Source organism: Legionella sp. JM-2024, from assembly GCF_055389095.1.
Genome location: NZ_AP039388.1, coordinates 3,215,752 through 3,230,021 on the forward strand (window position 1 = coordinate 3,215,752; position 14,270 = coordinate 3,230,021).

A 14,270-nucleotide genomic window follows, 5' to 3' on the forward strand; every position below is an offset into this window, starting at 1 on the left:
GGCATTCCGGCGATACAGCGTGAACAGTTACTATGAATGTTACGCGACGTACTGATAATAATCAGGAGGAATACGGCATTTAAAGCAAGCACTTTTACAATTGGTTCCTCCCTCGCATTGTCTTATTGCGCCTTTTTTAACCCATAAATCCAACATAGGTTGCAATGCTGTCAAATCCAACCGAAACTCTCTACTCAACTGTTGGGTACTTACTACCCCTTCCCGACAGATAAAATCACGTATTTGCAGCAACATTTTGCTTCTCCATACTATGCTCACTATAACGGAATACTGTTAAAACCAGTACTAAACTCAGTAACATAGCAACAATCCAGATAATACTTTGTTGTGGATGCTCTAAAAATTTAGCACCTTGATAAAAAACAACTGCTGTAGCGTAGGCTACGACAAATGACCATATGATGGAGGTCCACATAAGTTGCTTATTTGCCTCCTGACGAATCACTGCCATAGTTGAAACACAAGGGATGTACAGCAAGACAAAAAGCAAATAAGCATAAGCCCCTATCGCACCGTCAAAACGTTGGGACATAATGCCATAAACCGATTGAGATAAGTCGCTATCGGCAGCACTGGCAGAAATAGGATTCCACAAAGCGGAACCCAATTCTGATAAATTCTCTGGAATAGACCATAGAGCGGATTTGATGCCACTCCAAAAATCAAAATGGCTAGCCACCGTCCCTCCCCAATGACCTACTTGAGCATAAAGTGAATTTAAAGTACCAACTACTACTTCTTTAGCTAGCATACCAGTTAATAAACCAACAGTAGCCGGCCAATTTTCTTGATGAATTCCCATTGGGGTAAACAAAGGCGTAATCCACTGGCCAATCAATGACAATAAAGAATCAGTATTCGCCTCCCCGGAACTAATACCGCCCCCCAAAGTAATAGCGTTTAGCCCTCCCAGAATCACACAAATAGGAATAATAAGCTTACCGGCACGAAAAACAAAAAACCTCAATCGCATCATAGTTTCTCTAATTAGTCGTTTGATGGAGGGTCTGTGATAAGCAGGTAATTCCAATATCAATGGAGAGGCATGTCCTTTCAATGTAGTTTTTCGTAAAATAAATCCGGTAAACACTGCCATTAAAATACCGATTAGATATAACGAAAAAACAACATTATGCCCTCCGGAGGGAAAAAATGCCGCAACAAACACGGCATAAATAGCCAATCGCGCGCTACAAGACATAAATGGACTCATCATAACAGTCAATAATCTGTCTCGCTCCGAATCAAGAGTACGTGCTGCCATAATTGCAGGAACATTACATCCAAAACCAACGATCATAGGTACAAACGATTTCCCGGGCAAACCCATAGCTCGCATTGCTTTATCTACTACAAAGGCAGCCCTTGCCATATATCCAGAAGTTTCTAATAAAGACAAGAAGAAAAACATAGAAGCAATAACAGGGATAAAAGTAATGGTAGTATTAATCCCTTTTCCTACTCCGTTGGCTAAAAGAGCAATCACCCAGTTAGGTGCATGCAGTTGTTGTAATAACCAACCACTACCCTGAACAAATATAGTCTCTGTACTAATATCAAAAAAATCCTGGAATGCTCCGCCGATGTTGATGGCAAACAAAAACATCAAATACATCATAGCGAAAAATATGGGTAATGCCAGAAAACGATGCAAAACAATTTTATCCAGCTTAGCAGTAAAATGTTCACTGGCATCACTGCGCTTTTGTTGCACTAAGGCGACGACTTCATGAATTTTCTGATAACGTGCATCTGCCAACAGCACATCAAGATTCAGGTCAGTTTCATTTATTTCCACAAGCCCCACTTTACTTGCCTCGTTCCCTATCAAAGTATCCCCTTCAGCAAGTCTGCGCGAGAAATAATACGCACGCGACTCTTCATAGCCTTCAGCGATCAAACGATTTTGCAAACTATCCAAAGCTTTTTGCGCACAGGCTGGTAGAGAAAGCTCTAATGGTTTAATCTCGCGAGGTAAATGAAGTAATGACTGTTGAAGTGCAGGAATGCCAATCTTTTTATGCGCCTGAATGGGAATAACGGAACAACCTAATATTTCTTCCAATGCTTTTATATCAATAGAAATACCCCGTTGCTGAGCAATATCCATCATGTTAAGTGCTACAATAATGGGTTTTCTTAATTCAAATAATTGGCTGGTTAAATATAAATGTCTTTCGAGATGGCAAGCATCTATCACATTAATAATACAATCAAATTCCAAATCAATCACTGACTGAGCGGCAATTTGCTCATCCTGGCTTATTCCTTCAGCATTGGCGACGAGTGAATAGACTCCTGGTAAATCAGTGATCTCAATTAAACGACCACCTGATAAAAACTCCCCTGTTTTTTTCTCAACAGTGACACCTGGCCAATTTCCTACCCGTTGATTAGCATTAGTTAAGGCATTGAATAAGGTTGTTTTACCGCAATTAGGATTTCCTACTAATAAGACATGAGTCATATGTACTCCAATACTAATTGACTCGCTTCATCTTTACGCAAAGTTAAAAATGTTCCTCTTACCTCAATTTGTACTGGGCATCCTAATGGTGCAATCCTCACGATAGAAAACTCAACTCCACAAGTAATACCTAGAGATAAAAGCCTGCGTCTATACTGCATATCAGTCAACCCAAAGTCGACTAACCGCACTTTATCTCCTTGTTTTAATTCACTAATTTGCATAATAGGGCAACAAAATATAATTCATTAAATTAATTTTAACACAAATGATATCGAGAATCATTCTCACCAGAAAAAAATTTATACAAAATTAAGCCATTTCTTTTATCAGACGCCGAGGGTGCCGACTTAGATAATCCACAGATTGCATCTCAATCAATCGGCTCAAAGTGCGTTTAAATGTTTCTTTCATTTCACCTTTAACATACAACTCTTCCACGGGTACATCAGCAGAGATAATGAGTTTAATTCCTCTATCATACATAACGTCTATAAAATGAATAAACATAATGGCTTGTGCAGTATGGCTCTCGGTTAACTTGTGAACACCACTTAAGAAAACATTATCAAATCGATCAGCGATTTCTAAATAATCCAATTGACTACGGGGAAAATTACAAATCACATCAAAAGCAAACCAAATGGAACGTGTGCCATATTTAATATAAGGAATATCGCGATTCTGTACAGTAATAAAGCCTTTCCTATCCTCCTCTTGAGTTATCGCAGCGAATTGTTGATCCATTGCTTCTTGAGTTTGCTCATTTAAGGGGTATAAATAGGCCTCCAATAGAGGTTGTCGCCCTAAACGATAATCACGTTTTAAATTAAGATTTAATACTTCACAATCTTTTTTAATAATCTCAATAGCGGGGATAAATCGCTCTCTATGCACTCCGTTTAAATACAACTCATCTGGTATAGTATTAGAAGAAATAACTAAAACAATCCCGTATTTATGCAGTGCTTGCAATAACTCCGCTAAAATCATTGCATAAGCAACATCATGGACTAAGAACTCATCAAAGCAGAGAATACGAATCGATTTGGCAATTTCTTTGGCAATAGAGTGCAAAGGATTTTTTTTGCCTTGCAATCGTCTTAACTGAACATCAATTTGCTGCATAAAATGATGAAAATGAAATCTTGCTTTTTTTTCTTCTTCAACGTATTGATAAAATAAATCCACCAAATAAGTCTTGCCAACTCCAACAGGACCATAAATATATAACCCTTTAATGGGGAATCTCTTCTTCCAGGGAAACCATGATTTGTCTGCCTTTTTTAAATCTTCTGTAATCCTTTGCATATGTTCGAGAATTTCTCTCTGGGCAGAATTGTTATCTATTTCACCTCTATGAATTGCTGCGTCATAATGTGCTAATAAATTCATGATAAAAAAACCTGAGTACGAACACTCTCCATTAGTTTCTCTTTTAATATTAATAATTTACCATGAAAAAAATGACCCGTTTCATCAAACTCAATGACAGGTAATACTGGTGAGGACTGCTTGGCGAATTCTATAACTAATTTAAATGGAACTACTTCATCTTCTTTGCCTTGTATAATAAGCCAAGGATAAGGAGCTGGTTCAAATTCTCTATAATTATAGTGATGGACAGGAGGAGCTACGGTAATTAGCATAACATGTTCGCATTGCGATGCGGTTCTGTATGCCACATAAGATCCAAATGAAAAGCCTGCAAAAATAAATTTGGTATGGGGTTGCTCAGATTGCCATTGTTTTACAAGACTGCGCATATCCTCACTCTCACCAATACCGTTATCATAGCGCCCCTCAGATTGTCCTACTCCCCTGAAATTAAACCGCAATACAGGAATATGAAGGTCTTTAAACACTCTGGACATAGTAGTGACCACTTTATTATTCATTGTCCCACCTTGTAAAGAATGTGGATGACCAAGAAATGCAACATAAGTGGTATTAGCTTCCTGTGGCACAGTCAGTATTGCTTCCAATGAACCAACCAATCCTTTAAGCATTAACTCATGCTCACCGGGGCTATTTAATTTGTCGGTAAAATACATAACAACCCTTAATAACTCAAATTTAAGGTGGATTTAACTAAAAGACTTAGGATATTATAGCAATGGATGCGTTGACCCCCAATAGACCTCTTGCATAAAGGTTGTATTTTGTTGGCGGCGACTTATTAACTTTCTAGGAGGACTTGATCCATGAGACAGGTACCTGTGTTACTATTATTCGTATCGATGCCTAACCACTTTCCCTGTTTAGGGAGAGCAGCATGAAAATCCAGGATTTTAAACAAAAAAAGCAAGAACAAAGCAAGATTTCCATGTTGACCTGCTATGATTATCCTTCCGCCTGCATTATTGCTGAATCAAATATCGATTGTGTTCTAGTAGGTGATTCAGTGGCCATGGCGGTACACGGTCATTCCACAACGATAATGGCTACTATAGAAATGATGGAATTACATACCCAAGCAGTAGCCCGTGGTTTAAATAAACAATTTTTAATCACTGACTTGCCATTTTTAGCTCATAAATCGTCTCAAACCAATACGGTTGAAAACGTTAAAAAACTGCTACAAGCAGGGGCTCAAGCAATAAAAATCGAAGGTGCTGATAAAGACACTTGTCAAACCATCTCTCATCTGGTTAACGCCGGAATACCGATAATGGGACATATCGGTTTAACTCCTCAAGCCATTCATCAATTAGGTGGCTATAAAGTACAGGGAAAAAATGATGAACAAGCAGAAATGCTGGTACAACAAGCTTTATCCCTGGAACAAGCAGGCTGTTTTGCGGTTGTCATTGAATGTGTTCCACAAAGTTTGGCAAAAATTATCACTGATTCTTTGACCATTCCGACTATAGGAATTGGTGCAGGCTCAGGAACCGATGGACAAGTCCTCGTTTGGCACGATATGTTAGGCTTGCAAACTTCGTTTAATCCCAAATTCGTAAAAAAATTTTTTAGGGCCAAAGATCATTTTATCGACGCTTTAAACACTTATGCTGAACAAGTACAACAAATGCATTTCCCAACCAATGAGCATGCTTTTTAGGAAAATTACTGATGCAAATTTTTCATAATTTAAATGAGTGGATTAACTTTAGAAATACTCTGCATTCCGAACTTTCTTTAGGATTTGTTCCGACCATGGGTAATTTGCATGCCGGACATGCTTCATTGTTCTTGGCCAGTAGCAAAGAAAATAATTATACGATTTCAAGTTTGTTTGTTAATCCTACTCAGTTTAATAATTCTGATGATTTTACTCACTATCCACGTACACTTGATGCTGATCTCGAATTAATGACTCAGAGCGGTGTCGATTATTGCATCCTTCCTAATGAGAAAGAGATCTATGCTGAGGGATATACCTACCAAATTCAGGAAAACCAACTTTCTCAACATATGGAAGGGAAATACAGGCCTGGGCATTTTAATGGGGTACTGACCATCGTCCTGAAACTCCTTAATTTGACAAGACCGACCCGAACCTATTTCGGCGAAAAAGATTACCAGCAATTTTTATTAATTCAGGGAATGGTGAAAGCCTTATTCATGAATATTGAAGTAAAATCTTGCCCTACGGTAAGAGAAAAAAGTGGTTTGGCCTACAGCTCTCGCAATAATAGGTTGACTCCAGAGCAAAGAAAAATTGCTGATGAGTTTGCAAAAATATTTCATCAAAACAAACCCAGTGTCATGATAACTAAAGAATTGGAAAACCTGGGGATATCAGTAGAATATGTTGAAGAGTTTCAAGGCAGGCGTTTTGCTGCGGTGAAAATTGGAGATATTCGTTTAATCGATAATTACTTACTATGATTCAAACCAATTGGTGTGTCATTACAGGTGGGCCGTCTTCGGGTAAAACCAGTTTAATTAACCATTTGTCAGAACTGGGATATAAAACCTCACCTGAAATAGCCAGACTCTATATTAACCAACTTTTGGCACATAACCAAAAAAAGACTTTGCAAGAAGTGAAACAGGATATTCTTTGGTTACAAAGAAAAATTCTTAACATTATGTTAAGGCGTGAAAGAGAATTACCCAAGAGTGACTTAATTTTCTTTGACCGAGGCACTCCTGACAGTATAGGTTATTTTCGTTTTCATCATTTGAATGAAATTCATGTTATTAAAGCATGCCAACATTTACGTTACAAAAAGATTTTTTTCTGTCATCCACTACCAGTTGTTCCTGATTTAATAAGAGATGAAGATGATGTCACTGCGAAGAAAATCAGCGACCACATTTATAAAGCCTATGTTGACCTTAACTACCCAATTATTGAACTGCCTGCAGTCTCTATAGAAAAACGATTAGAAATTATTTTATCTCATGTCAGTTAATAGTGCATGAAACTACCCCGCTTTGCAGTACATAAAATGTAGGGGAATATTAATGAGTGGTCTTATATTTTAGAGCGATTGCTGCAGCAATGACAGCTGCTTTATGTTGAGGTAACGATTTGTTGGAATATCTTAACCATTCAGGATGTGCCTCTATTAAACCTGTATTTAATAACCCTTGCTGAAACTCCTCAGATTTAATCATTTCCAAATAATAAGGAATGGTCGTTTTCACGCCAAACATACGCATTTCTTCCAGTGCACGACGGGCTCTTCTAAGGACAGATGGCCAATCAAGTGCCCACACAGTAAGTTTGGCACATAAGGAATCGTAATCAGGCGGAATTTGATATCCCGTGTATATAGCACTATCTGTCCTTACACCAGGTCCTCCGGGTGCGTAATAACGGGTAATCCTACCAAAACTTGGTAAAAAATCGTTTTGAGGATCTTCCGCATTAATACGAAACTCTATAGCAAAGCCATTATAATTAATTTGCTCTTGGGACATGGTAAGGCGTTCGCCAGCTGCAATACGAATTTGCTCTTGCACTATATCAATACCTGTAATCTGTTCTGTAACAGGATGTTCGACTTGCAATCGAGTATTCATTTCCATAAAGTAAGGATGATTATCTTTATCCAAAATAAATTCAACAGTACCCGCATTAGTATACCCCACTTCCTTTGCTGCCTTGATCGCATACTCCAAAAGAATTTTACGAGTGGCATTATCTAGATGTGGGGATGGAGCTATTTCTATTAGTTTCTGATGGCGTCGTTGAATTGAGCAATCACGCTCAAAAAGATGAAGTACTGTTCCATGATGATCTGCTAAAATTTGCACCTCTATATGACGAGGATTAGTAATATATTTTTCCATATAGACGTGTGCATCCCCAAACGATTTTTCTGCTTCAGACTGCACTCGAGCAAATTGTTGTTTTATTTGACTGGCGTCATGGCATAATCTGATCCCTCGACCACCTCCCCCAAAAGTCGCTTTAAGCATCACAGGATACCCTAAAGAGTCAGCGCAACTCAGAGCCTCATCTATGGTTTCCAAATTCCCCGTACTTCCAGGTATGGTAGGAACACCTGCTTTTATCATAGCTTCTCTTGCTGCAATCTTGGAACCCATAGTTGCGATCACTGACGAAGAGGGACCAATAAATACTATCCCCGCCTTGTTGCAATCCTCAGCAAATTCAGCATTTTCGGATAAAAAACCGTATCCTGGATGGATTGCTTCACACCCGGCAACCTTTGCACACTCGATAATACGTCGCCCGTTAAGATAAGCATCCAGAGGTTTTTTACTAAGGCAATGTGAATGTGAAGCTCTCTTTACATGCAAAGCAAATCTATCCACCTCACTGTGAATGGTGACTGCTGCTATTCCCATCTCCTTACAAGCCCGGACAATGCGCAGTGCGATTTCCCCTCGATTGGCTACCAGAATTTTTTTAAACATTAAAAAATCTCTTGTAAAAATTGGCTCATTGCTTGCCAGGAGCGACGTGCGGCAACCTCATCGTAAATCAACCCCAAATTATCATCATGCGCCTGGGGATTAGTAAAAGCATGCTTTACTTGACCATACATATGCATTTGCCAATCGGCATTGGCTTCTGTCATCTCCTGACAAAAAGTAAGAACCTGCTCTGGTTTCACCATAGGATCATCGTAACCATGCAAAACCATAATTTTTGCTTTAATTTTCTCTGATTTAAGATGTTCAGGTTTATTAAGCAACCCATGAAAGCTTATTGCTCCTTTGATGTCCGCACCACTTCTTGCCAAATCAAGAGCACATAAACCCCCAAAACAAAACCCTATAACTGCTATACGATTGTTATCAACTACTGGAATTGTTTTAATTGCCTCAAATGCGGCATGCAACCTTTTTCTAAGTAAAGAGCGATCACTGTACAAAGGTTGCATTAACGCCATCTTCTCATCATTGTTAGAACCAATTTGTCCTTGCCCATACATATCTAAGGCGAAACCGACATAGCCCATCTCAGCTAGTTGTTTTGCTTTCTGACAGGCGAACTCACCTCGTCCAGTCCAATCATGAGCCACAATTACCGCAGGGAGAGACCGCTCCATACCTTCTTTGTGGGCTAAAAATCCGTGCAACTCTTGGTCATCATGATGATAAATATAATTTGCTGAATACATAAAATCTCTCCATAACTTATTTAAAAATAGTCTAGGGCAATATAATTAAAAGTCCAGTCATTAACGTCAGTTTTGATTGGCAATCTCAATGTATTTTTTATTTGGACAGAGGAAGTTATCGCGGAATGTTTGCAGTCAGTACTGCTTTATTGACTTTAACCCCCCGATGATTCATCTTATGCTGCTTTGGAAATAACTAACCGTATTACGACAGCCATCACTTCGGGTGTGCTCGCATTAAAGTACAGCTAGCATAAAATAAGAACCAATATGCCCGAATAGACTCATTATAATGTCTCATTAATAAAAGAAAGATAAATAATATTAGCATGATATTCTGACACATCTTGTCTAATCTGTTCTGTATAAACTGTCAACTTACTCATTAGTTAACGTGAGTAATTAATTTGGTCTAAAATAAAAATAAATTCTGTAAGGAATATTGCCATGATGACTGATTCGCTAATATACATAAGGGATTTGTTACATGCTCAATTTTGTTATCAAATGTTTATTACTCCTATCCATCTTCCTATAGATAGGAAATATAGAGAATTTGCCAAAATGGCTTGTGAATTCATAGAAGGAAGGCGAGATGAGATCATACATCGCGAATACCCACGCCATCATGTTTTACATCGATTTAGCCCAGTCAATAAGTCAAACGCAAAAAAAATACTGATTACTCATGGTTGGATGTCTCGTGCTGCTTATATGGTCCGCTTAATCAGACTTCTTCATAAAGAAGGGTATGAAGTGTATGCGATAGATTTTCCTGCTCATGGTGAAGCAAAAGGTATTCAGCTTCCGTGGACTGATGCCATTGCCATCATCAAAGAAACAATCAACCAATTCGGGCCTTTTTATGGAGTCATTGGCCATTCTTTTGGCGGCTCTATGATATTAAATACTTTGAATCTGGCGGGCCAACTTTCGGAATGGAAATTAAATTATAAACCTGAAAGAGCTATTTTAATTGCATCTCCAACACAAATGAGAACTCCTGTTAATAAAATTGCCAGACGTTTTAAATTAAGTGGACACGGTTATTTGCAACTGCGCCAACTAATCCGCCAACAAGCCCCAGTTGACCCTAATCGGATTCGTTTAAGCCATTTTATTTCCCAGGAACCTGATACGTATTTTTTATGCATCCATGGAGAATTGGATGCTACTATTAATCCTAAAGAATCCATAGACTTTTGCAAAAATTACAAAAACGCCAGCTTATCTCTTTTGCCTGATGCTGATCATGTGAGTGTATTAATGGATGAACGTGTCGAACAAATTGCCTTGGATTTTTTAAGCAGTAAGGCCTGTTGATATTTGCCAAGGCCTAGGTGTCGTGGCTTGTCCACGGCATGTACCTGGAGACAAGCCACGGGGTGTAGAGTCTACGATGAAATGTCAACAGACACTAAGGAACTGTAAACAAGTTGAATATTTCCCGTCAACCTTCCATATATTGGCGAATTTTTTTCATGGCATTTTTTTCTAACTGCCGGACTCGCTCAGCCGAAACACCATATTTCTCTGCCAAATCATGTAAAGTTAGCTTTTCTTCAGCCAGCCAACGTTGTTGTAAAATATCCTGACTACGCTCGTCAAGTTGTTCCAAAGCAAACATCAATTTCTCTCGTCCCTGATCACCAGTATCCTCTTTTTCCAACAAAACGGCGGGATCATCATTCACATTAAAAAGGTAACGCTCAGGCGCTTTATAAGCCTCATCATGATCATCAACATCCGGAGCATCATAAGAAGAATCCATAACATTTAAACGTTCTTCCATAATCAGTACATCTTCTCGACTTACACCCAAATCTTTAGCTACAGCATCTACTTCTTCATTGCTAAACCAACCTAAACGATTTTTCATTTGGCGCAAATTAAAAAATAATTTACGTTGCGCCTTGGTTGTTGCAATTTTAACAATTCGCCAATTGCGTAAAACAAACTCATGGATTTCTGCTTTAATCCAATGAACAGCAAAAGAAACAAGACGTACACCCATTTTGGGGTCGAAACGCTTCACTGCTTTCATCAAACCCACATTACCTTCCTGAATTAAATCACTCAAAGGTAACCCATACCCCAGGTAACCTCGGGCTACACGAACTACATAGCGCAAATGGGCAAGAACCAATTGTCGTGCTGCTTCTATATCTCCTTCAGAATGAAAACGCTCGGCATAAGCAATTTCTTCTTCCAAAGTCAGCATTGGAATCTGATTTACTCGATGGATATAAGAATCAAGACTACCAACAGGTAGATTCATTGCAGCAAGTTGCAATTGTTGACTCATACTTCTTCCTCCGGTCATTAACACTGAAATAGTATTAAAATTCACAACTTAATTTAACTGATAGTGATTCACTAAAATGAACTCTAAGTTATGAATTTTCAAACACAGTAAGTTAGGTAAAAACTCATAACTTAACACCACTATAGCGATAATTCAGTTTCAGCCATTATTTCAAAAGCCTTCAATGTTTTATAATATTCGAAATCCATAGATGGTTTTCTACCCTTTTATAGAACACTCTGAAATTATTAGAATACTGGTTAAAATAAATACTATTATACCTACTAGTATTATACATTAACTATAGGGTTCTATAGAAGCCAACCGTCGTTTTACCGACAATAGAGCTCCTAGCCACCCGAGTATAATGGCAAATAATACAAGTAGCAAGATTTGCCTTAATGATAAGCAAGCTAAAGGATAGTGCATTTGATAGGCACTCGCTAACTGATTCACTGCAACACCCAAAGTCAGGATAAAAATATTAACCAGAAAAATTGCTAAAAGAGCACCGGCTACTCCATACCAAATACCCGAGTACAAAAAAGGACGAATGATATAGGGATCAGTTGCTCCAACAAGTTTTAAAACTTTAATTTCTTCTTGTCTATTATGAATGTCCAAACGCAACGTATTACCAATAATAAACACTACAGCCAAAGCTAACAAAGCAATTAAAGCATTGGCTACTTTACCTGAAAAACTCAAAATAGCGTGCAATCGACTAATCCACTCCATATCCAGCTTCGCAATTGCTACCTGAGGAAATGCCTGGAATTTACGAGATAATAAATCCAGCTTTGCCGGTGAATCAATTGTTACTGCAGGGACCACTTCAATGACTGCAGGCAAAGGATTTTCAGGAAGATATCGCATAATATCCTCCATTCCCTCCTGTTGGGTTAATTCGGATAACCCATCCTCAGAAGATTTGATATTGGCCTGGCCAACCCCTTCCGTATTACGCACCTTTTCAAGGAAAAGCTTTTGCTCAGCTTCTGTTAGTGAAGACTTTAGAAACAGGGAAATATGACCACCACGCTGCCAGCTATTGGTTAAATCGCTTAAATTATCCGTAAACACCCAAAACAGTGTGGGTAAAGCTAAAGCGATAGCGATGACAGCAACTGTCATCATCGTAGCTAATGGTTTACGGCAGAAAAGATTCAAACTATTAGTGGCGGCCTGCAGATGATAAGCAAGAAGTGATTGTGAGCGTTTTAACACAGTCTCCCCCCCTTAAGCATTACTATGCGATGTTTCATACCTGCGATTAACGCCAAATCATGTGTTGCAATTAGTATACTTACACCAACCTGATTAAACAGTTCAAAAATTTTCATTATTTCAGAAGAAAGTTTTGGATCCAGGTTACCAGTGGGTTCATCCGCTAATAACAATGAGGGTTTATGAACTACCGCCCGAGCAATACCTACTCTTTGTTGTTCGCCAACAGATAAGTGGGCTGGTAACATTTTTTCTTTACTCAACAGTCCAACCATATCTAAAGCAGCATGCACTCTTTTAGCGATCATAGGGTATGCTACTCCTTGTATTTGCAAAGGCAAAGCTACGTTATCAAAAACAGTTCTGTCATTAAGCAATTGAGGCGTTTGAAATGTAATCCCCAACTGACTTCGGTGAGCGGAGACATCTCGCTTTTTAAGATGATTTAATTTCAAACCATTCACGGTCAATTGACCCGAAGTAGGCCATTCAAGTAGGGCGATTAATTTGAGAAAAGTACTTTTCCCAGCGCCAGAATGGCCAGTAAGAAAAGCCATTTCGCCCTTTTGTAAAGAAAAATTAACTTGGCTTAATGCTTCAAAGCCGCCTGGATAACGTTTACTAACCTGGTCAAATGTGATCATCATCAAATATTGCACTGACAAATTGCGCTGCATCAAAGGGCCTCAAATCTTCAATGCCCTCACCGACTCCTAGATAACGAAATGGTATCCCCAAATCATTCGCTATAGCAAATAATATCCCGCCTTTGGCTGTTCCATCAAGCTTGGTCATTGTAATTCCAGTTAATTGTATTGCTTCATGAAACTGCCTTGCCTGAACCAAAGCATTTTGACCTATACTCGCATCCAATACTAACATGGTTTCATGAGGTGCCTTAGGATCTAGTTTCTGCATTACTCTTTTTACTTTTTTCAATTCTTCCATTAAATTACTTTGCGTATGCAAACGTCCGGCAGTATCAGCAATTAAAACATCCATTTTTCTTGCTTTGGCAGCCTGAAGAGCATCAAAAATCACTGATGCACTATCAGCACCTGTATGTTGAGCAATAACTGGGATACCATTTCTTTCACCCCACACATGTAATTGTTCAACGGCAGCGGCACGAAATGTATCGCCAGCAGCTAACATGACTTTCTTACCTTGCTTCTGAAATTGTTTGGCCAATTTACCGATCGTAGTTGTTTTACCAGCGCCATTGACACCCACCATTAAAATCACAAAAGGGGAGTCCTCTTCAATTTCTATGGATAGCGGTTTTTCTTCCCGAATCAATAGATTCTGCAAATTTGTTTTTAGACTCTGATAAACTGCTTCACCATTGGACAGTTGCTTTCTTTCCAGTCCTTCATTTAATTGCTTTAGTACCTCATGAGTAGTATCTAAACCCAAATCGGCACTAATCAATAAAGTCTCAAGCTCTTCCAGTAAATCCTGGCTAATTTCCTTTTTACCTAATAACAAACGACTTATGCCTTCTCCCAGTTGATGGCGTGTTTTGCTTAATCCTTTCTTAAACCGAGTAAAAATGTTTTCCTTTGATCCGGTTTCTTTGACATTCAGTTCCTGGGGTTCTTCTGGCATGGATTCGATATTTTGTTCAGCATGAGTATTTTGTTCTTCAGTATCCGAATTTGAACCGGAATTTTGATTTCGTTTAAACCATTTAATCATTTTA

Annotated in this window: 15 protein-coding genes; 4 read left to right on the forward strand and 11 right to left on the reverse strand. The window is 38.6% G+C overall.

Annotated elements, in window-relative coordinates:
• Positions 1-39: 39 nt before the first annotated feature.
• The 5 genes from ACZ5EK_RS14030 to ACZ5EK_RS14050 all read right to left on the reverse strand — a co-directional run bounded on the left by ACZ5EK_RS14030 (position 40) and on the right by ACZ5EK_RS14050 (position 4,542).
• The gene (locus ACZ5EK_RS14030) at positions 40-255 is read right to left on the reverse strand and encodes a FeoC-like transcriptional regulator (RefSeq protein WP_464430320.1); all 216 of its coding nucleotides are present in this window, start codon (positions 253-255) and stop codon (positions 40-42) included.
• Positions 236-2,488: a Fe(2+) transporter permease subunit FeoB gene (gene feoB / locus ACZ5EK_RS14035; RefSeq protein ID WP_464430323.1), complete on the reverse strand. Its 2,253-nt coding sequence runs from the start codon at positions 2,486-2,488 to the stop codon at positions 236-238. Before feoB ends, ACZ5EK_RS14030 begins: the two co-directional genes overlap by 20 nt.
• The gene (locus ACZ5EK_RS14040) at positions 2,485-2,712 is read right to left on the reverse strand and encodes a FeoA family protein (protein WP_464425352.1); all 228 of its coding nucleotides are present in this window, start codon (positions 2,710-2,712) and stop codon (positions 2,485-2,487) included. Before ACZ5EK_RS14040 ends, feoB begins: the two co-directional genes overlap by 4 nt.
• Positions 2,713-2,800: 88 nt before the next feature.
• A complete protein-coding gene (gene zapE / locus ACZ5EK_RS14045; protein WP_464430325.1) occupies positions 2,801-3,883 on the reverse strand; it encodes a cell division protein ZapE in 1,083 nt (360 codons plus the stop codon).
• Positions 3,880-4,542: an alpha/beta hydrolase gene (locus ACZ5EK_RS14050; RefSeq protein WP_464430326.1), complete on the reverse strand. Its 663-nt coding sequence runs from the start codon at positions 4,540-4,542 to the stop codon at positions 3,880-3,882. The genes zapE and ACZ5EK_RS14050 overlap by 4 nt, the downstream gene beginning before the upstream one ends.
• Before the next feature lie 221 nt (positions 4,543-4,763).
• Here ACZ5EK_RS14050 and panB point away from each other — a divergent pair, with 221 nt between their 5' ends.
• The 3 genes from panB to ACZ5EK_RS14065 are packed head-to-tail and all read left to right on the forward strand — an operon-like array spanning position 4,764 to position 6,852.
• On the forward strand, positions 4,764-5,552 hold the full coding sequence (gene panB / locus ACZ5EK_RS14055) for a 3-methyl-2-oxobutanoate hydroxymethyltransferase (protein WP_464430327.1): 789 nt from the start codon (positions 4,764-4,766) through the stop codon (positions 5,550-5,552).
• Positions 5,553-5,563: 11 nt separating this feature from the next.
• Positions 5,564-6,322, forward strand: a complete 759-nt coding sequence (gene panC, locus ACZ5EK_RS14060; protein WP_464430329.1) for a pantoate--beta-alanine ligase — start codon at positions 5,564-5,566, stop codon at positions 6,320-6,322.
• On the forward strand, positions 6,319-6,852 hold the full coding sequence (locus ACZ5EK_RS14065) for an AAA family ATPase (RefSeq protein ID WP_464430330.1): 534 nt from the start codon (positions 6,319-6,321) through the stop codon (positions 6,850-6,852). The genes panC and ACZ5EK_RS14065 overlap by 4 nt, the downstream gene beginning before the upstream one ends.
• Positions 6,853-6,901: 49 nt before the next feature.
• Here the strand turns inward: ACZ5EK_RS14065 and ACZ5EK_RS14070 are convergent, their stop codons facing one another.
• Positions 6,902-8,326, reverse strand: coding sequence for an acetyl-CoA carboxylase biotin carboxylase subunit (locus ACZ5EK_RS14070; RefSeq protein ID WP_464430331.1), 1,425 nt, complete (start codon positions 8,324-8,326; stop codon positions 6,902-6,904).
• Entirely contained in the window at positions 8,326-9,036 is a 711-nt protein-coding gene (locus ACZ5EK_RS14075) for a dienelactone hydrolase family protein (RefSeq protein ID WP_464430332.1), read from the reverse strand. The genes ACZ5EK_RS14070 and ACZ5EK_RS14075 overlap by 1 nt, the downstream gene beginning before the upstream one ends.
• 447 nt (positions 9,037-9,483) lie before the next feature.
• On the opposite strand from ACZ5EK_RS14075, the gene ACZ5EK_RS14080 reads away from it, so the two are divergent.
• Entirely contained in the window at positions 9,484-10,359 is an 876-nt protein-coding gene (locus ACZ5EK_RS14080; RefSeq protein WP_464430333.1) for an alpha/beta hydrolase, read from the forward strand.
• Positions 10,360-10,486: 127 nt separating this feature from the next.
• On the opposite strand, the gene rpoH is transcribed toward ACZ5EK_RS14080, so the two are convergent.
• The 4 genes from rpoH to ftsY form a co-directional block, all read right to left on the reverse strand.
• On the reverse strand, positions 10,487-11,341 hold the full coding sequence (gene rpoH, locus ACZ5EK_RS14085; RefSeq protein WP_464430334.1) for an RNA polymerase sigma factor RpoH: 855 nt from the start codon (positions 11,339-11,341) through the stop codon (positions 10,487-10,489).
• A 297-nt stretch (positions 11,342-11,638) separates the two neighbouring features.
• On the reverse strand, positions 11,639-12,568 hold the full coding sequence (gene ftsX, locus ACZ5EK_RS14090; RefSeq protein WP_464430335.1) for a permease-like cell division protein FtsX: 930 nt from the start codon (positions 12,566-12,568) through the stop codon (positions 11,639-11,641).
• A complete protein-coding gene (gene ftsE / locus ACZ5EK_RS14095; protein ID WP_464427752.1) occupies positions 12,562-13,212 on the reverse strand; it encodes a cell division ATP-binding protein FtsE in 651 nt (216 codons plus the stop codon). The genes ftsX and ftsE overlap by 7 nt, the downstream gene beginning before the upstream one ends.
• Positions 13,199-14,266: a signal recognition particle-docking protein FtsY gene (ftsY, locus tag ACZ5EK_RS14100; RefSeq protein ID WP_464430336.1), complete on the reverse strand. Its 1,068-nt coding sequence runs from the start codon at positions 14,264-14,266 to the stop codon at positions 13,199-13,201. Before ftsY ends, ftsE begins: the two co-directional genes overlap by 14 nt.
• Positions 14,267-14,270 lie beyond the last annotated feature (4 nt).